The 18,533-nt window shown below is 72.3% G+C and carries 15 protein-coding genes; 6 read left to right on the top strand and 9 right to left on the bottom strand.

The features are described 5' to 3' along the window. Positions 1-205: 205 nt before the first annotated feature. Complete coding sequence (locus ACIBFB_RS25165; protein ID WP_397234234.1) at positions 206-2,005, bottom strand: AMP-dependent synthetase/ligase; 1,800 nt, start codon at positions 2,003-2,005, stop codon at positions 206-208. A gap of 397 nt (positions 2,006-2,402) precedes the next feature. Between ACIBFB_RS25165 and ACIBFB_RS25160 the strand changes: the two genes are divergently transcribed. After that, on the top strand, positions 2,403-2,789 hold the full coding sequence (locus tag ACIBFB_RS25160; RefSeq protein WP_397234232.1) for a hypothetical protein: 387 nt from the start codon (positions 2,403-2,405) through the stop codon (positions 2,787-2,789). Positions 2,790-2,885: 96 nt separating this feature from the next. Here the strand turns inward: ACIBFB_RS25160 and ACIBFB_RS25155 are convergent, their stop codons facing one another. Together ACIBFB_RS25155 and ACIBFB_RS25150 are read right to left on the bottom strand one after the other, a co-directional pair. Further along, positions 2,886-4,211 (bottom strand): HupE/UreJ family protein, encoded by a 1,326-nt coding sequence (locus tag ACIBFB_RS25155; RefSeq protein ID WP_397234230.1) that lies wholly within the window; start codon positions 4,209-4,211, stop codon positions 2,886-2,888. 19 nt (positions 4,212-4,230) lie between these two features. Then, positions 4,231-5,463, bottom strand: a complete 1,233-nt coding sequence (locus ACIBFB_RS25150; RefSeq protein ID WP_397234228.1) for a DUF3500 domain-containing protein — start codon at positions 5,461-5,463, stop codon at positions 4,231-4,233. Between the two features lie 317 nt (positions 5,464-5,780). On the opposite strand from ACIBFB_RS25150, the gene ACIBFB_RS25145 reads away from it, so the two are divergent. Further along, on the top strand, positions 5,781-6,728 hold the full coding sequence (locus ACIBFB_RS25145; protein WP_397234226.1) for an ROK family glucokinase: 948 nt from the start codon (positions 5,781-5,783) through the stop codon (positions 6,726-6,728). An 88-nt stretch (positions 6,729-6,816) separates the two neighbouring features. Here the strand turns inward: ACIBFB_RS25145 and ACIBFB_RS25140 are convergent, their stop codons facing one another. Further along, complete coding sequence (locus tag ACIBFB_RS25140) at positions 6,817-7,665, bottom strand: lysophospholipid acyltransferase family protein (RefSeq protein WP_397234247.1); 849 nt, start codon at positions 7,663-7,665, stop codon at positions 6,817-6,819. Positions 7,666-8,028: 363 nt separating this feature from the next. Between ACIBFB_RS25140 and ACIBFB_RS25135 the strand changes: the two genes are divergently transcribed. From ACIBFB_RS25135 to macS, 3 genes are read left to right on the top strand one after another with little or no spacing between them, the layout of a single operon-like run. Then, positions 8,029-8,826, top strand: a complete 798-nt coding sequence (locus ACIBFB_RS25135) for an alpha/beta hydrolase (protein ID WP_397234224.1) — start codon at positions 8,029-8,031, stop codon at positions 8,824-8,826. Beyond that, entirely contained in the window at positions 8,823-9,683 is an 861-nt protein-coding gene (locus ACIBFB_RS25130; RefSeq protein ID WP_397234222.1) for a hypothetical protein, read from the top strand. Before ACIBFB_RS25135 ends, ACIBFB_RS25130 begins: the two co-directional genes overlap by 4 nt. A gap of 3 nt (positions 9,684-9,686) precedes the next feature. Continuing rightward, positions 9,687-10,889, top strand: a complete 1,203-nt coding sequence (gene macS, locus ACIBFB_RS25125; protein ID WP_397234245.1) for a MacS family sensor histidine kinase — start codon at positions 9,687-9,689, stop codon at positions 10,887-10,889. Positions 10,890-10,902: 13 nt separating this feature from the next. Here the strand turns inward: macS and ACIBFB_RS25120 are convergent, their stop codons facing one another. Then, positions 10,903-11,538, bottom strand: coding sequence for a molybdopterin-dependent oxidoreductase (locus ACIBFB_RS25120; protein ID WP_397234220.1), 636 nt, complete (start codon positions 11,536-11,538; stop codon positions 10,903-10,905). A 382-nt stretch (positions 11,539-11,920) separates the two neighbouring features. On the opposite strand from ACIBFB_RS25120, the gene aroF reads away from it, so the two are divergent. After that, a complete protein-coding gene (aroF, locus tag ACIBFB_RS25115; RefSeq protein ID WP_397234218.1) occupies positions 11,921-12,967 on the top strand; it encodes a 3-deoxy-7-phosphoheptulonate synthase in 1,047 nt (348 codons plus the stop codon). A gap of 75 nt (positions 12,968-13,042) precedes the next feature. On the opposite strand, the gene thiI is transcribed toward aroF, so the two are convergent. The 4 genes from thiI to pknB form a co-directional block, all read right to left on the bottom strand. After that, positions 13,043-14,326: a tRNA uracil 4-sulfurtransferase ThiI gene (gene thiI, locus ACIBFB_RS25110; RefSeq protein ID WP_397234216.1), complete on the bottom strand. Its 1,284-nt coding sequence runs from the start codon at positions 14,324-14,326 to the stop codon at positions 13,043-13,045. Positions 14,327-14,518: 192 nt separating this feature from the next. After that, a complete protein-coding gene (locus tag ACIBFB_RS25105; RefSeq protein ID WP_397234214.1) occupies positions 14,519-15,544 on the bottom strand; it encodes a 6-phosphofructokinase in 1,026 nt (341 codons plus the stop codon). A gap of 110 nt (positions 15,545-15,654) precedes the next feature. Continuing rightward, positions 15,655-16,314: a response regulator gene (locus tag ACIBFB_RS25100; RefSeq protein ID WP_397234212.1), complete on the bottom strand. Its 660-nt coding sequence runs from the start codon at positions 16,312-16,314 to the stop codon at positions 15,655-15,657. Positions 16,315-16,409: 95 nt separating this feature from the next. Beyond that, positions 16,410-18,398, bottom strand: coding sequence for a Stk1 family PASTA domain-containing Ser/Thr kinase (gene pknB, locus ACIBFB_RS25095; protein WP_397234209.1), 1,989 nt, complete (start codon positions 18,396-18,398; stop codon positions 16,410-16,412). Positions 18,399-18,533: the final 135 nt, after the last annotated feature.

The raw sequence follows: 18,533 nt of genomic DNA, 5'->3' as shown, positions 1-18,533 counted from the left end.
TTCAGGGAAGCGGTCTGACGAACCGCCGGATGCGTGGTCCGCATGTCCGGTGGTGTGGGAGGCGGGTCGGGCGACCCGACCCGCCTACCCGATTGTCCGGGGGCGGTGACGCCCCGGGGCGTCACCGGGAGACGTCCGCCGACAACGGACGAGGGAGCCGGCCGCCCCCACGGGGCGACCGGCTCCCTCTCGCGGCGGCGGAGGGTCAGACGTTGTAGATCTCGTCGATCTCCTTGCTCCAGCTCTTGCTCACCACGTGGCGCTTGACCTTCATGGAGGCCGTCAGCTGCCCGCTCTCCTCGGTGAAGTCACTGGGCAGGATCCGGAACTTCTTGATCGCCTCGGCCTTGGAGACGGCCTGGTTGGCGTGGTCCACGGCCTCCTGGACGGCGGCGTTGAGGTCGGCGTCCTCGGTGAGGTCGGCGATCTCGCCGGTCTTGCCCTTGTCGGACTTCCACTGCTCGAACGACTCGGGGTCGATCGTGACCAGGGCGGCGATGAACTTGCGGTTGTCGCCGACGACCATGCACTGGCTGACGAGGGCGTGCGCCCGGATGCGGTCCTCCAGGACGGCCGGGGCGACGTTCTTGCCGCCCGCGGTCACGATGATCTCCTTCTTGCGCCCGGTGACGCTGAGGAAGCCGTCGTCGTCGAGGGTGCCGAGGTCACCGGTGCGGTAGAAGCCGTCCTCGGTGAACGCCTCGCCGGTGGCCTTCTCGTTGTCCCAGTAGCCGACCATGATGTGGTCGCCCTTGACGAGGATCTCGCCGTCGTCGCCGATCCGCGCGGAGGTGCCGGGGAGGGGCTGGCCGACCGTGCCGATCTTGTTGAAGCCGGGGCTGTTGACCGTGGTGGGCGCGGTGGTCTCGGTGAGGCCGTAGCCCTCGATGATGGTCAGGCCCGCGCCGCGGAAGAAGTGCCCGAGGCGGTCGCCGAGGGCGGATCCGCCGGAGACGGCGTACCGGCACTGGCCGCCGAGCCGGTCCATGAGCTTGCCGTACACGAGCTTCTTGAACACGGCGTGCCTGACCTTCAGACCGAAGGGCACGTGGCCGGTGGACAGGGCCTTGCTGTAGTCGATCGCGGTGCCCGCCGCCGCGCCGAAGATCCTGCCCTTGCCCTCGGCGGTGGCCTTCTGCTCGGCCTTGGTGAAGACCTTCTCGAAGACGCGGGGGACGGCGAGGATGAAGGTGGGCTTGAAGACGCCGAACTGGTCGATCAGTTCGGGGCCCGTCGACGGGAAGTGGCCCAGGACCGCCTTGCCCTCGATGACCATGACCTGGACGAACCGCGCGAACACGTGCGCGAGGGGGAGGAAGAGCAGCGTGGAGGGGTTCGCCGTCTCCATGAGGATCGGCTTGGCCGGCCCCTCCAGGGCCGAGTGGGCGATGAACAGGAAGTTGCGGTGGGTCAGCTGGCAGCCCTTGGGGCGGCCAGTGGTGCCCGAGGTGTAGATGAGGGTGGCGACGTCGTCGACCTTGACCGCGGTGCGGCGCTTGTCGAGGGTCGCGTCGTCGACGTCGGAGCCGGTGGTGCGCAGGGTGGCGAGGTCGTCGCCGTCGAACCTCCACACGTGGGCGAGGTCGGGGGAGGCGGAGCGCACCGACTCCATGCGCTCGGCGTGGGCGTCGGTCTCCACGAAGGCGGCCTTGGCGCCGGAGTCGGAGAGGATCCACTCGATCTGCTCGGTGGAGGAGGTCTCGTAGATCGGTACGGTGATGCCGCCGATGGACCAGATCGCGTAGTCGACGACCGTCCACTCGTAACGGGTCCGCGACATGAGCGCGACTCGGTCACCGTGCTCGACACCCGCGTTGATCAGCGCCTTGGCGTACGCGGTGATGTCGCCGTGCAGTTCGGCGGCGGTGACGTCGCGCCACTGTCCGGACTCCAGTCGGCGGGCGGCGACGGCGTTGGGCTCGCTGGCCGCGCGCGCGTAGAGCGTGTCGGTCAGCCGCGCGTCGTCGGAGATCTCAGCTTTCGCGGGAGAGCTGTATTCGCGCACGTTGTGGCTCCTGGGCGTGTACGGGGTTCTCTTGTGTGGGGACGTGACGACCGTAACAACACCATGCTACTCGTGAGTAGGACAGGTTGCGGTTCGGTATCCAACGGTGACCGAACCTGGTGTCTGACGTGGGTGGATGCGTGGGGGCGGACGGCTCGTCCCGGCGGCTCCGCGCACGCACGCGACACTATCGCCTGCGTGGGGTTTGTGCACGTGGCGTGAACAACGCGTTGAATGTCGCTTTCCGTGGCGTTCCGTCGGCGTCGGCGCGGGCGCGTCGCACCCGCCTCCTCGGGGTCTCCCTGGTTCCCCCCTGGTTCGCCCCCGAGGGCCCTGTAGGGCGCTCTCGCGGCCGGTTAACGTAAGGCCAACGGACTCGGCGCCAAGGAGGTCTGGCATGACGGAGAACAACGGTCGGGGCGAGGGCACGTCGGGCGGGAGCGGATCGTCGCCCGACCTCGTCGACGACGCGCTGCGGCTGGTCGACGGCCTCCAGCGCAAGCTGCTGGCCGCCGGGGTCAGACGCGGGGTCAGCGCGGTCACGTCGCCGCCGTCCAAGGGGGACGTGTGGGAGGAGGCGATCCGTCTGGAGACGCGGCCGGAGCGCCCGCCGCTGAGCGAGGTCCTCGACATCGTGCGCACGAGCGCGCCGCAGATCGCCGGGCACCTCGGACGGGCGGGTCTGGTGATGGCCGACGCGCTCGGCCGCACGTGGGACGTGGTCGAGCGCTCCCTGGAGCAGACCCGGAACGACGCGTCGGAGGCCGGGCCGCGGCGCTCGTAGGAGCCGAGGACGGCGGTCCGCCCGTCGTGGGCGGCGCCCCCGCGGGCGAGGGCGGCGACGGACGGACCGGGGCGGAGCGCGGGCACCGGAGGCGCCCTAGCCGCGGTGCGCCGTCGCGGCGGGCTCGGTGTCCGGTTCCACCGCGTCGGGTCCGCCGCCCTCCCGACCCGTGCGGGCCGAGGCCAGGTACGCGGCCACCGCGAGCGCCGTCACCCCGGCGGCCACCCACAGAGGATGTCCGACCAGCCACGTCTGGGCGCCCTCGAACGGATCGACGGACGTCAGCGTGGCGCGTTCCAGCGTCCACGACACCGAGAACACCAGCGCCACGGCCGCGACGCCGACGCGGAAGGCCGGATAGACGGGTGTGCGCGCCATCAGCACCAGTGCGGGCATCATGGCCAGGACCACGAGCACCTGGGTGAACTCGATACCCAGGTTGAAGCCCAGCAGTGTGGTCACCAAGGATCCGCGGTCCAGGCCCAGGTCGGCGACGAGCGAGGCGAACGCCAACCCGTGGACGAGCCCGAACCCGGCGGCGATGAGCACCTCGCCGCGCGCCACCAGCGGCCGGAGGGCGTGGACGGCCGACACCGCGATCGACAGGGCGATCAGTGTCTCGACCGGACGGGAGGGCGCGTCCACCACGCCGGCGGCCGCCAGCGCCAGGGTCAGTGAGTGCCCGACGGCGAAGGCCGTGACCACGTGGACCACACGCACCAGGCTCCGGCGTGCCGAGGGCCCCGCCCGCCACCGCCCTCCGACGGCCACCAGCGGCGCGGGCAGCAGCAGGGTGGCCAGGAACAGCAGATGGTCGGCCCCCTCGGCGACGTGCTCCGTCCCCAGGTGCGCGGTGGCGGCGAACCCCCGCCACCACGAGCCGTCGTCCGCAGGCACCGTCAGGGTCGGCGTCGAGAAGTCGAACACCCCGAGGGTCTCGGCGTCGTCGGCGGTGAGGATGCCGCGGTCGAAGTCGTGGCGGACCGTGGCGACGGCCCTGTGGGTCACCAGCGACTCCACGATGACGTCGTAGCGCAGTTCGACGTCGGTGACCCGTCCGTCCGGCGGGGTGAGGGTGATCGAGTAGACGAGGTGGTCGACGCCGTCGATCACCTGGACCGTGCCCTCGCCGAGGTCGACGGTCCAGGGCCGGCCGTCGGCGCCGGTGGCGCCGATGTGGTCCGCGGTGTAGTCGGCGAGGAAGTCCCGGTCGGCGTCCAGGACGCTCCCGGCGGTCAGGTCGCGGTCCACGGCCACGGCCAGGCGGTCGACGGGCAGCTGCACCTCACCCTCGACGCGGTCGTCGCCGACGTCGAGGAGAACGGCCGAGGTGCTCTGCGGGTGCGCGCTGGCCGGCGCCGCGAGGCCGCCGCCCAGGACGAGCACGGTGAGGAGCAGGGTGAGTAGGGCACGGCGCACCATGGTGTGTCACGGGCTCCCGTCAGGCCCAGCCGTAGTCGGCGGTCTCGTCGCGGAAGATCGTGTGCTGGTGGACGCCGTCGAGCACGATGCCGCCCTGGTTGGAGAACTCCACCCATGCGGACGGTCCGTCCAGCCGGACGTAGGTCCGCTCGTCGTCCAGGGTGGTGGCCTCGCTCCAGCCGAGGTAGGTCTGGTCGTACTCGGCCACGTACTTGGCCATGAGCGACTCGGCGGCCTCCTCGTCCAGGTCGGCGACCCAGGTGCGCAGCATCGCGGTGACCAGGTCCTGCTGCTCCTGAGTCAGGTCGGAGACCAGGACGCCCTCGGGCTGCTCGGGGTAGGGGCCGTCGTTGCCCGGGCCCAGCAGCAGGTCGTCGTAGCTGTCGCTGATCTCGGCCGCGGCCAGTTCGTCCTCGTCGAGGGACGCGACGGCCGCCATGGTGGCGGTCCGGGTGTCCTCCAGGGGCGCGTAGGACTCGCCCTCGTACTCGAACTCCATCGGCTCGATCGCGGTCAGCGTCGGGGACAGGCTCACGTCATCCCCGGCGTAGGTGATGTTGTAGGCCGCGTGGTGGCCGCCGAACTGGACCATGAACTGGCCGCTCTCGCCGGGCTCGCCGAAGAACGCCAGGTAGTACAGGTCGGATCCGTACCCCAGGCCCCCGCCGGGCGCGCCTCCGCCAGGCCCGCCCTCGCCCCCGGCTCCCTCCGGAGGCGCGCCTTCGTCCTCGGCGTCCGGGCTCGCTCCGGCCGGTGCGTCCTCACCGTCGGCCGGGGCTCCCTGAGCCTGTCCGCCTTCGGACCCCTGGACCGAGGCGAGGTAGTCGTCGGCGGCGAGGATGCCCTGGAGTTCCTCGTAGCCCTGCTCGCTGAGGGCGGCCTCCATGACCGCCAACGCGGCGGCCCGCTGTTCCTCGTCCAGGTCCGAGAGGGCGACGCCGTTGCGCTCCGCGGCCGCGGCGGGGAGGTTCGACCAGCCGGTGGTCTTGGCCTCGTCGTCGAAGTCGTGGAGCACGGTGTCGCGCTGATCGTCGGAGAGCGTGTCCAGGAACGCGTTCGCGGCGGCCGCGACCTCGGCGGTGTTGGCGCCGCCGGCGCCCGTGGCGCTCTCCGGGAGCGTCCCCGACGAGACCGCCGACCCTGAGTCGGCGCCGTCGTCGGACGCGGCGCAGCCGGTGGCGACGAGGCCGACGCACAGTGCGAGCGCGGCCGTCGCGCGCAGTGCGCCCTCGCGCTTCGAGGCGGTGTTCATGGGGCTCCTCCCGGGGCTCGGTGTTCGGTCACCGGATCATCGCGGACACACCTGGGAGAAGTCTGTGAACCGGGTGGGAGCGGCCTGAGAATGGGACGCGCGCGGGCGTCGGAGTGCGGAACGACGCCGGAGCGTGCGTTTGGGCACCCAGCGTCGCGAACCGTGTATATCTGGTAGTCGAGCAGGTTTCGCCGAAGGGGTGTTCGCGAGGGTGGGGGCCTGGTTTAATCGAATGGTTTCCCGCATTTGCAAGTTCTCTGTCGCGAACCTTGATACTTATGTCAGAGTTCGGGCGTAAGTACGGAGGAGTCTCCCCCATGCTGACCATCGGCGTAGACATCGGTGGTACCAAGGTCGCCGCCGGGGTCGTCGATCCCGACGGGAGGATCCTGGACAAGGTCAGGTACCCCACCCCGGCCAACGCTTCCGAGGAACTCGCCGACGTCGTCGCCCGGGCCGTCCGCGAACTGCGCGACCGGCGCACCGAAGGAGACTGCGTCGCGGTCGGCGTGGGCATGGCCGGGTTCGTCGACGAGGACCGGGCCACCGTCCAGGTCGCCGTCAACCTCGGCCTGCACGACCACCCGCTCCGGGACCTCGTCCAGGAGCGCGTCGGCCTGCCCGTCGTGGTGGAGAACGACGCCAACGCCGCCGCGTGGGCCGAGGCCCGGTTCGGCGCGGGCCGCGGGAGCGACCACATCGTCTGCGTCACCCTGGGCACGGGGATCGGCGGCGGTCTGGTGCTGGACGGAAGGCTGTACCGGGGGCGCTTCGGCGTGGCCTCGGAGGTCGGCCACTACCGGATGGTGCCCTTCGGCCGCCGGTGCCCGTGCGGCAACCACGGCTGCTGGGAGCAGTACGCCAGCGGTCGCGCCCTGGTCGCCGAGGCGCAGGACCTGGCCCGCACCCACCCCCGGGCGGCGGAGCGGATGCTCAAGCTCGCCGACGGGGACGTGGAGCGCGTCCAGGGCCCGATCGTCACCCAGGCGGCCCTGGAGGGCGACGCCGCCGCCCTGGAGTGCTTCGCGTCCGTGGGGGAGTGGGCGGGGATGGGCCTGGCCGACCTCGCGGCCGTCCTCGACCCGGAGTGCTTCGTCATCGGCGGCGGCGTGTCCGACGCGGGGAGGATCCTCCTCGACCCGGTCCGGGCCTCCTACGCCCGCCACGTCTCCGGGCGCCCCTACCGCCGCCTGGCGGAGGTGCGCCTGGCCGAGCTCGGCGGCGAGGCGGGCATCGTCGGCGCGGGGGACCTCGCCCGGCACTGACTCCTCACGGGGCGAAGGCCCGAGACGGGCAGGGCGCGGCTCCGGTGTTCCCACCGGAGCCGCGCCCTGTGCCGCGTGCGGGGCGGACTCAGTCCTTCGCGTCCTGGTCCTGGCCGGCTCGCCCGGCGGCCTTGCGCTCGGCCCGCTCGGCCCGCTTCTGCTCGCGGCGTGCGCGCCGCTCCTCCTTGCGCTTGGTGCGCTCGGCGTGTCTGCGGTCCTTGTCGGAGGCGTGCTGCTCGCGGCGTGCCTCCTTGGCCTCGGCTTCCAGCTCCGCCTTGACCGACTGCGCGTACCGGTCCACGTACTCCTGGCCGGACAGCGACATCAGCGCGTACATGATCTCGTCGGTGACGGCGCGCAGGACGCGGGGGTCGCGCTCCATCCCGTGGTAGCGGGAGAAGTCCAGCGGCTCGCCGAACACCACCTTGGGGCGCACGCCCAGCTTCGGGATGGTCCGGCCGGGCGGCATGATCTTCTCCAGGTTGATCATCGCCATCGGCACCACCGGGACCTTGGCCTCCAACGCCAGGCGCGCCACGCCCGTGCGGCCGCGGTAGAGGCGGCCGTCGGGGGAGCGCGTGCCCTCGGGGTAGATGCCCAGCAGGTCGCCGCGCTTGAGCACGCGCAGGCCCGTGCGCAGCGCCGCCTCGCTCGCCTTGCCGCCGGAGCGGTCGATGGGGATCTGCCCCACGCCGGTGAAGAACGCGCGGCTGACCAGACCCTTGACGCCCGTCCCGGTGAAGTACTCGGACTTGGCCAGGAAGGTGATCTTGCGCGGCAGCGGCAGCGGACCGAAGAAGTGGTCGGAGAAGGACAGGTGATTGCTCACCATGATCGCCGCGCCGCGACGGGGCACGTTCTCCACGCCCTCGGCGCGCGGCTGCCACAGAACGGCCAGGACCGGCCCCAGAATCGCCTTGACCACCCAGTAGAACATCGTTGAGATCACCCCTGCACACGCGGGGAGCTCTGGGCAGGGTCTGCCTCGGTTCACTGTCCCGCTCGGCCAACAAGGTCGCGAACGCCTCCGCCCGCCGGGTGCGGAGGAGCCGTTACCTGACGTGCGCCATCCTCCCATCGCACGTGGGCAACTGCCAAAGCGTCCCCAATCGGACGGCCACGCCCGACCCGTAAGAGGATACCCACCGACCCGAGCGTCGTGGAGTGCCACTCCGGCAGACACGGCGCGGCGCGGGGAACCCTCGATGGCGAACGGATCGTCGAACGACTAACCTCACGCCTGAAGCCGGGGGCCTGCCGTCACCCGCGCGCGTACCGCACGAGCCCCTGGAGCCGCCGCATGAGACCGACCGCCGCCACCCCCCTGCTTCCGGGAGCGGAGCCCTACAGCCACCGGGGGTCCGAGGTCGGCGTCCTCCTCTGCCACGGCTTCACCGGCTCGCCCTACTCCATGCGCCCCTGGGCCGAACGCCTGGCCGCCGCCGGGTACAGCGTCGAGGTGCCCCTCCTGCCGGGGCACGGCACCACCTGGCAGGACATGAACCTCACCACCAGCGACGACTGGTACGCCGCGGCCGAGCGGGCCCTGCTCGACCTGGCCTCCCGGTGCGAGGAGGTCTTCGTCATGGGCCTGTCGATGGGCGGCGCGCTCACCCTCCGGCTGGCCCAGGAACACCCGCACCTGGTGCGCGGCGCGGTGGTGGTCAACCCGTCCCTGGTCGTGGAGGACGTCCGGCTCCCGCTCGTCGCCCCGTTCCGCGGCCTGGCCGCACGGATCATGCCCTCGACGCCCGGGTTGACGAGCGACGTCGCCAAACCCGGTGAACGGGAGGGCGGCTACACGCGCACGCCCACGGCCGCCGCCGCGACACTCCCGAAGCTGTGGCGCGCGGTTCAGCAGGGCATGTCCGGTTTGCGAGCGCCGATCCTGGCCTACCGCAGCCCGCAGGACCACGTCGTCGGGCCGCGCAGTCTGCGTATGCTCGCAAGGAGGGCGGTCAACACGTCGTTGACGATCCACCTGCTCCACGACAGCTACCACGTGGCGACGCTCGACCACGACGCCGACGTGATCTTCGACGGGAGCCTCGCCTTCGTGCGAGAGCAGAGGAGAAGCGGGGAAGGAGCGGTCCGATGACACAACGTCGGGGCAACGGCCTGCTCGCCGATGCCTACGTTCCCCTGGCCCTCCTCGCGCCCTCCCACGCCGACCGCATGCTGGAGGCCCTGCGCCGCAGCGGGATCGCCGCCTACGCGGTCCCCCTGGACGAGGACGTCCTCGAACCGGGCGGCGGGGGAGAGACCGACGACCCGCCCACCGACCACCTGTACGTCGACGCCGAGGAGCGCACGGCGGCCGAGCGCGTGCTGGGGGTGGAGCTCCCCGACCTCGGCGGCCGCACGGGCGCCGCCCCCGCCCCCGAGGACCACGACCACCCGCGCGGCGGCGACCTGCTGGAGGGGCCTCCGGTCCACGCCGACCCCGACGCGCCCCCGGTGGACCCCCCTGACGAGGACGAGGTCTGGAACGACCTGGTCGCCCGGTTCTACGACGGCGACACGGACGCCGCCGCGACCCGCCGCCGGGCCGCCTGGCCCGACGCCGAGAACCTGAGCGTCCCCGACGAGCGCGACGAGCCCGCCCTGGGCGACCTGCTCGCGGGCGGCCCGGCCTTCGACCACGACGACGCCCTGGCCCGCGAGGCCGCCGAGGAGGAGGCGCGCCGCAGGGCCGAGGCCGAACGCGAGGGCCACTACGAGCCCCCGCCGCCGCCACCGCTGCTCCAGGGCGACCGGCTCGGCATCGCCGCCTGGTTCGGCCTCCTGGGCGGACCGGTCGTCCTCTTCGGCGCCGCCTTCGCCGGGATCAGGCTCCCCAACTGGATCATGTTCCTGGCGATCGCCGCCTTCCTGGTCAGCTTCGTCGTGCTGATCCTGCGCATGACCGACAGCAGGTCCGGGGGCGACGGCCCCGACGACGGGGCGGTGGTCTGAGCCCTGGGTTTCGACGTCCCCCTCTGGCGCGCGATCGCCGTCTTCCGCGCCGCCTCCCTCGTCTACTCGGCGGTCCTCGCCGTCCACCACCACGAAGCCCTGAGCCGCCCCTGGCTGGCCTGGTCCGTGCTCGCGCTCATGGTGGCGTGGACGGTGGTCACCACGCGCGCCTACGCCCGGCCGCGGCTGAGGACGTGGCGCCTGCTCACCGCCGACCTCGCCGTGTCCTTCGCCTGCCTGTTCGCCACGGCTCCCGCCGCCACCGCCTACTACCTCACCCAGGCCCCGCCGCTGAGCGGCTACTGGTTCGCCGGGTCCGCGCTCGCGGCCAGCGTCATCTGGGGCCGACGCGGGTCGGCCGCCGTCGCCCTCCTGTACGGCTTCGCCGACATCGCCCTGCGCGTGGTCATGGACGCCGCCGTGACCGACGCGACCGCGCGCGGCGTGGTCCTCCTCCTGCTCACCGGCCTGGCCGTCGGGTACATGGCGAACGTGGCCGGACGCGCGGAGGAGCGGTTCGCGCGGGCGGTCGCCCTGGAGGCGCGCATCCGCGAACGCGAGCAGCTGGCGCGCTCCGTCCACGACTCGGTGCTCCAGGTGCTGGCCCTGGTCAGCAGGCGCGGCGCGGAGGTCGGCGGAGAGGCCGCCGAACTCGGCCGCATGGCGGGGGAGCAGGAGGTGCGACTGCGTTCCTTGTTCACCGACGGTCTCGTGGACGGCGAGGACGCCCGCGGCGCTCCGGCCGACCCCGCACCGGCGGCGTCCGACACGCCCGGCGCCGCGGACACGGGCGGCTCCGGCACGGTCGACCTGCGCGACCTGATCCGGCGGCACGAGTCGGTGCACGTGACCGTCGCGGCGCCCGCCACCGCGGTCGCGCTCCCCGCCCACGTGGCGCGCGAACTCGCCGCGGCCGTCGCGGCCGCCCTGGACAACGTGGCGCGGCATTGCCCCCCGGGCACACCGGCCTGGGTCCTGGTCGAGGACGAGGACCACGCCGTGACCGTCTCCGTCCGGGACGAGGGACCCGGCTTCCCGCCGGGGAGACTCGAGGAGGCGCGCCGGGGCGGGCGCCTCGGCGTGGCGCAGTCGGTCGTGGGGCGGCTGCGCGACCTGGGCGGCACCGCGGAGGTCGTGAGCGGGCCCGAGGAGGGCACGGAGGTCGAACTCCGGCTCCCCCGCGAGCGCGCCCCGGGCGGCGCCTGACCGCGGGCCGCGGTCACAGGGGCGGGCCGTGCCCGGGCTCCTCCTGGTACGAGAAGCGCTGTTCCCGCCAGGGGTCGGCGCGGTTGTGGTAGCCGCGCTCCTCCCAGAAGCCCCGCCGGTCCGCGGTCATGTACTCCACGGCGCGCAGCCACTTCACGCTCTTCCAGCCGTACAGCCTCGGCACCACCAGGCGCAGCGGGAACCCGTGCTCCGGGGCCAGCGGCTCTCCGCCCCGGTGCGTGGCGAGCACGACGTCCTCGCCCAGGAAGGTCTCCAGCGACAGGTTCGCGCTGTACCCGTACTCGCCCCACGCCATCACGTGGGTCACCTCGGGGCCGGGCGGCGCGACCCGGACCAGGTCCACCGCGCGCACGCCGCGCCAGCGCACGTCCGGGACGCTGAACCGCATCACGCAGTGGAAGTCGCTCACCGAGTCCTCCCTCGGCAGCCGCCCGAACTCCTCCCACGTCCAGCGGTGGCTGCCGAGCGTCTCGGTGACCCCCATCACCCGAAAGTCCCACCGGTGCTCGCGGAAGGTCGGCACGGGCCCGTAGTGCAGGGCCCTGTGCTCACCCCGCAGGGCCTGGCCCGGCGGCAACCGCACCGCCCGTGTGCCCTCCCGGTCACCGTCCCCCGTTCCGTCGGACACTCCGTCCTCCGATCCTCTGGCTCCGGCCTGTCGGCCCCGGTCTCGACTCCGCCGCTGGCGGGCGGGTTCTCCCGTCCTGTGGGGAAAGGTCGGCATCTGGCCATCCTGCCAGGCGACACGAGAGCTACGTCACTCGCCCCGGGTGCTCGGCCCGCCGCCGATCGTGCGCTATAGTCACACCCATGCAGCGGAACTTCTGGCGCTTTTATGGCTACCGGCCCGATCCTCGGACGGTCGCCTGTCGAGCGCTGCGCTGACAGAAGACCTCACAAGGAGCCCCGGGCCGGTCGGCCCGGGGCTCCTTCGCGTTCCGGCCCGGCCACCCGGTGAACGCGGTCCCGCGAGGCTCAGCCGCCAACACCGACAAGCAAGGGAAACGCACATGGTCATCGTCATGGCGCCGGACGCCACCGCAGAGAACATCGACGATCTGGTCGACCTCGTCGCCTCCTCCGGGGGCGAGGCCTACGTGACGCGCGGCGTGAGCCGAACGATCATCGGCCTGGTCGGGGACGTCGAACGCTTCCAGGACCTGGGCCTGGCCGCCAAACCGGGCGTGAGCGACGTACTACGCATCTCCGCCCCGTACAAGCTGGTCAGCCGCGAGAACCACGACAGCCGCTCCGTGGTCAGCGTGCGCGGCGTGCCGATCGGCGGCGACCACATGACGGTCATCGCGGGCCCGTGCGCCGTCGAGACGCCCGAGCAGACCCTGGAGGCGGCGCGCATGGCGCTGACCGCGGGCGCCTCGTTGCTGAGGGGCGGCGCCTACAAGCCGCGCACCTCGCCCTACGCCTTCCAGGGCCTGGGCGAGGAGGGCCTGCGGATCCTCGCCGACGTGCGCGAGGAGACCGGGCTGCCGATCGTGACCGAGGTCGTCGACGCGGCCGACGTCGAGCTCGTCGCCTCCTACGCCGACATGCTCCAGGTCGGTACGCGCAACATGCAGAACTTCGCCCTGCTCCAGGCGGTGGGCGACGCGGGCAAGCCGGTCCTGCTCAAGCGCGGCATGAGCGCCACCATCGAGGAGTGGCTGATGGCCGCCGAGTACATCGCCCAGCGCGGCAACCTCGACATCGTCCTGTGCGAGCGCGGTATCCGCACCTTCGAGAAGTCGACCCGCAACACCCTGGACATCAGCGCGGTGCCGGTCGCGCAGAACCTGTCCCACCTGCCGGTGATCGTGGACCCGTCGCACTCCGGCGGCAAGCGCGAGCTGGTGCTCCCGCTGTCCCGCGCGGCCATCGCGATCGGTGCCGACGGCGTCATCGTGGACGTCCACCCGAGCCCGGAGAACGCGCTGTGCGACGGTCCCCAGGCGCTCCTGAAGGAGGACCTGGCCGAGCTGCGCGACCTCGCGGCCACCCTGGCGACGCTGGCCGGCCGTGAGCTGACCCCGGCCCCGGGCCGCCAGCTCGCCGCCTTCTGAGCCTGCGCGGACAAGCAGGTCGGACACGGCGCCGCCCCGTCCGCACCCGGGTGCGGACGGGGCGGCGCCGTGTCGTCAGGCCCGGACGGTGGCCGCGCGGCCCTCCACGCGCGCGGGGGCCTCCTCGCCCAGGAAGCTCGGCTTGTGCAGCTGGGCGGTGCCGACCAGGTGCTCGGCCAGCTCCTCGGCGTCCAGACGGCGCTCGATCTGGCGCAGGTCCGGGATCTTGGCCGCGGTCTCCACCTGGCGCGGAGTCAGCATGGTGCAGCAGTCCTCGTCGGGCAGCTCGGAGATGGCGAGCGTGCCGATCCGGCGGGCCTGGTCCATGATCTCGGTCTTGTCCATGCCGATGAGCGGACGCAGGATCGGAAGGTCCACGGCGTCGTCGAGCGCGGTGAGGTTGGCCATCGTCTGGCTGGACACCTGGCCCAGCGCGTCACCGGTGATCAGGCACTGCGCGCCCAGGTCGTCGGCGAGCGCCTCGGCCGTCTTGAGCATGAGCCGGCGCTGGGCGACGATCTGGAGCCGCTCGATGCCCGAACTCTTCAGCTGCTGCTGCGCCTTGCCGAAGGGAACCACGAACAGGCGCGAGCCCACCTGGAAACGGTCGAGCTGGCGCACCAGGCTGTAGGCCTTGTAGATGGACTCGGGGCCGGTGAACGGCATGCCGGAGAAGTGCAGGAAGTCGACCTTGAGCCCGCGCCGGATCATCCGGTGGGCGGCGACGGGGGAGTCGATCCCGCCGGACATCAGCACCAGGCCGCGCCCGCTCATCCCGGCGGGCAGCCCGCCCTGGCCCGGGATGCCGTCGGTGAACACGAACGCCTCGTCCTTGTCCACCTCCACGTACAGGGTGTTCTGGGGGCGCTTGAGGTCGACCGGGTACCCGTGCGCCTCGATGATCTTCGAGCCGAGGTAGCCCGCCAGCTCGGAGGAGGTCATCTCGAAGCGCTTGTCGCGACGGCGCGCCCGCACGGCGAACGTGCCGGTGCGGTCGGCCATGGAACGCACGGCGACGTCGGTGACCACGTCCAGGTCCTTGGCGACGCGGCGGACCAGGTGCACCCACACGATCCCCATGACGTCGGCCATGCGGTCGGCGATCTCGGCGACCTCGAGGTCGGAGGCGCCCGGCTTGCGCACGATGATCACGCCCGAACCGCGCTGGGACAGGCGGATCTCGCCGAGGTCGCGCACGGAGTTGCGGATGTTGTTGTGCAACCGCCGCTCGAACAGCTTGCGGTTGGAGCCCTTGAGGACGATCTCCCCGAGCTTCATCAGGACGCAGAGCTCGCCCAGTCCGGCGTCGGCTCCGGCCGGGTTTGCGGGGAGCGGCGCGGACTCAAGCGACGCGGACATGGTGCTACCTCCGGTGGATGCGCCCCGGTGCGACGTGGATGCGACGGCGGCGGGACCGGGCACACCCGCCGTCCCCCTCCAGTATCGAACACCGTGCCCACCGCTCCATCCGTTTCGCGGGCGGAACCGGCCACACGCGACCGCCCGCCGCGCCCCGGGAGCGACGGCGGGCGGGAGGACGCCCGGCGGCGGTCAGCCGAAGAAGGTCTCGGCCTCCTGGTAGCGCTCGCCCGGGACGGTCTTGAGCGTGTCGGTGGCCTCGGACAGGTCGACGCGGACGACGTTGGTGCCCTGGAGGCCGACCATCTTCCCGAAGTCGCCCGCCGCGACGGCGTCGATCGCGTGCAGGCCCAGACGGGTGGCCAGGACCCGGTCGAACGCGGTGGGGGTACCGCCGCGCTGCACGTGGCCGAGCACGACCGAGCGCGCCTCCTTGCCGGTGCGGTGCTCGATCTCGTCGGCCAGACGCTGGCCGATGCCGCCCAGGCGCACGTGGCCGAAGGCGTCCTTCTCGCCGGTGGCCAGCTCCATCTGCCCCTCCTTGGGGTGGGCGCCCTCGGCGACCACGATGATCGGGGCGTACTGGGTGCGGAACCGGCTCTCGACGTGCTTGACGACCTCGTCCATGTCGAAGGGCCGCTCAGGGACGAGGATGACGTTGGCTCCCGCGGCCATGCCCGAGTGCAGCGCGATCCATCCGGCGTGGCGGCCCATGACCTCCACCACGAGCGCCCGGTGGTGGGACTCCGCCGTGGTGTGCAGGCGGTCGATCGCCTCCATGGCGATGTTCACGGCGGTGTCGAAACCGAACGTGTAGTCGGTCGCGTTGAGGTCGTTGTCGATGGTCTTGGGCACGCCCACGACCTTGACGCCGCGGTCGTGCAGCTGGCGGGCCACGCCCAGGGTGTCCTCGCCGCCGATGGCGACGAGGGCGTCCACGCCCAGCCCGGCCATGTTGTCCTTGACCCGCTCGACGCCGCCCTCGATCTTCATGAGGTTGGTCCGCGAGGAGCCCAGGATGGTTCCTCCGCGCGGGAGGATGCCGCGCACGGCCTCCACGTCCAGCGTCATGGTGTCGCCCTCGAGGGGGCCGCGCCACCCGTCGCGGAAGCCGACGAACTCGTAGCCGTGGTCCTTGATGCCCTTGCGCACCACGGCGCGGATGACCGCGTTGAGACCGGGGCAGTCTCCACCACCGGTCAGAACACCGACTCGCATGCGACTTCTCCTCGATTCGTGGGTTCCGGGCGGCGCCCGCCGCCATATGGTCTAGACCATAGTGTCAAGGCGGAGCGCAGGCCAACCTCCGGGGCGAATTCACCGACCGTTCAATCGTCCAGACCCTGGTCGATGGCGTATCGCACCAGTTCGACACGGTTGTGCAGGTGCAGTTTGGTGAGGGTGTTCTGGACGTGGTTCTGGACGGTCCGGTGCGCGATCGACAGCCTCCGCGCGATCTGCTTGTACGCCAGCCCCTTGGCCACCAGGCGCAGGACCTCCGTCTCCCGGGGGGTCAGCACAGGGGCGCCCCCGCCGGTGCCCGTGTCGGCCGCCGCCGACAGCCGCCGGTACTCGCCCAGGACCAGGCCCGCCAGTCCCGGGGTGTACACGGCCTCGCCGGTGTTCACGCGGCGCACAGCGTCCAGCAGCTCCTCGCGCCCGGCCGACTTGACCAGATAGCCCGTCGCGCCCGCCTTGACCGCGGCCAGCACGTCGTCGCCGGCCCCGCTGGCCGAGAGCACCAGGACGCGGGGCGGCTGGTCCAGGGCCACCAGGCCGGACGTGAGCTCCACACCGGTCATGTCGGGCAGGTTGAGGTCCACCACCGCCAGCGTGGGCCGCACGGCGGGGGCGATGCGCAGCGCCTTGGCGCCGTCGCCCGCCGTCCCCACCACCTCGACGCCCGCCTCCCCGAGGTCGCGCGCCACCGCGTCACGCCACATCGGGTGGTCGTCCACCACCAGAACCCGGATCGCCTCGCCGTCCATGCGGGCGAGCCTATCCGGACGGGAGGGTCCGTGCACGACGGGGCGGGCGGGGCACGTCCCCCGCGCCCCGCCCGCCCCGTGGGCGCGGCCGACGGTCAGTCGTCGTCCTGGTCGCCGCCGAAGCCGCCGCCGAGGTCGACGCCGCCCGGGGTCGCGATGATCTCGATCTCCGTGCCCTCGGGGGCCCGGCCCGTCTGGGACTGCTCCGACACGATGTTGCCGCCGAAGAACCGTTCGACGTTCACCTCGAAGCCGGCGTCCTCCAGCGCCTCGCGCGCCTCGCCGACCCGCATGCCGACGACGTCGGGGATGTCGACGCCGGGCGGACCGCTGGAGACGGTGAGCGTGACGGTGGCGTTGGCGCCCACCGTGCTGCCGTTGTCCGGGTCCTGGCCGATCACCACGCCCTCGGCGACGTCCTCGCTCTCCTCCTCGACGACCTCGACCGCCAGCCCGAGTTCCTCCAGGGCCTGACGGGCCTGCTCGACCTCCTGGCCGCCGACGGCGGGGACCTGGATGCCGCGGCTGACCTGGACGGTGACGGTCTCCTCGCGGTCGGCGTCCTCACCCGCGGCGGGGTCGGTGGAGATCACCTCGCCCGGCGGCACGTCCTCGTCGTCCACGATCTCCTCCTGGAGGTTGTCCGGGTGGAAACCGAGCTCCTCCAGGGCCGCCATCGCGTTGGCGCCGTCCTCCCCGACCAGGTCGGGCATCTCCACCACCTGCGGACCCCTGGACACGAACGCGGTGATCTCGTCGCCGGGGGACACCCGCTCCCCGGCCTCCGGTTCGGTGCGCGCGACCGCCCCGGCCTCGACGTCGCTGTAGACGCTCTCCTCGGCCTCCACGAGGGTGAGGCCCTCGGCGCGGATCTGGTCACGGGCGGCGGACACGCTCACGCCCGTCACGTCCGGAACGCTCTCGAAGCGTCCCAGGAGCAGCCACCAGCCGGCGCCGAACACGACGATCGCCATGACCGCGCCGGCGATCCCCAGCAGGAGGTTGCGCCGCCGCCGCAGGGCGTCGGCGTCGTCGTCGCGGTAGTCGTCGTCGGGGTAGTCGTCATACCGGTCGTCGTCCAGGGGGACGGCGCCCATGTCCACGACCATCGTGGCGTTCCCAGTGCCCGGTCCGGCGCCGCCGGCGATCAGCTGCGGAGCGGTCACGGCGGCCGTCACCGCGCCCGTCGGCGCGACGGGGGCCAGCGGGCCGTGGGCGTCCGCCGCGTCCTCGGGCAGTCCGTGGAGGACCTCCAGGACCCTGGCCAGGTACTGGCCGGCGTTGCTCGGCCGGTACCGCGGGTCGCGTTCGGTGGCCTTGGTGACGAGGCCGTCGACCTCGGCGGGCAGCCCCGGCAGGTAGTGCGAGGGACGCGGGACGTCCTCGGTCACGTGCTGGTACGCGATGGCGATCGGGGTCTCGCCGGTGTGCGGCTGGCTGCCGGTGAGCAGCTCGTAGAGCATGATGCCCGCGGCGTAGACGTCCGTGCGGGCGTCGGCCACGCCCTGCTCGATCTGCTCGGGAGCGAGGTAGGCCGCCGTGCCCATGAGGGTGCCGGTGCGTGTGAGCCCCTGGTTGGACTGCTCCACGGCCCGGGCCAGACCGAAGTCGGCGACCTTGACCATGCCCTCGTGGGTGATGAGCACGTTCTCGGGCTTGACGTCGCGGTGGATCATCCCCGCCTGGTGGGCGGCGCCCAGCGCGGCGAGCACCGAGGCCATCACGTGGAGGGCCTCGCGGGTGCCCAGCCGCCCGGCCGACTTGAGCCGGTCGCGCAGGGTCGACCCCGGCACGTACTCCATCGCCAGGAAGACGTGTCCCTGGTCCTCGCCCTGGTCGAAGACCTGGACCACGTTGGGATGGGACAGCTTGGCGACGGAGTGGGCCTCGTTGATGAAGCGCTGGACGAACGTGGGGTCCTGCGCGAGCGACGGGTGCATCACCTTCAGCGCCAGTCGCCGGTCGAGCCTCAGGTCGTGGGCGACGTAGACGGTCGCCATCCCGCCACCGGCGATCCTGGACTCGACGAAGTAGCGTCGGTCCAGCGTCGCGCCTACGAGGGGATCGGAAGTCGTCATGTCCACGGCGGAGTAGTGTCCTTGCTGCGGGGAGCGTGGGCGTTCGCGGCCGGTGGCGCGTACCCGGCACCGGGTGTCGAATCGACACGATAGCGGAAGCGCGCGCCCGGGCCGCCCCGCGGATCGCGGTCGTGCCGCCCG

This window comes from Nocardiopsis sp. NPDC050513, assembly GCF_044457925.1.
In the GTDB taxonomy this organism is placed as follows: Bacteria; Actinomycetota; Actinomycetes; order Streptosporangiales; family Streptosporangiaceae; genus Nocardiopsis.
This window is presented reverse-complemented; position numbering and strand designations above follow the sequence as displayed.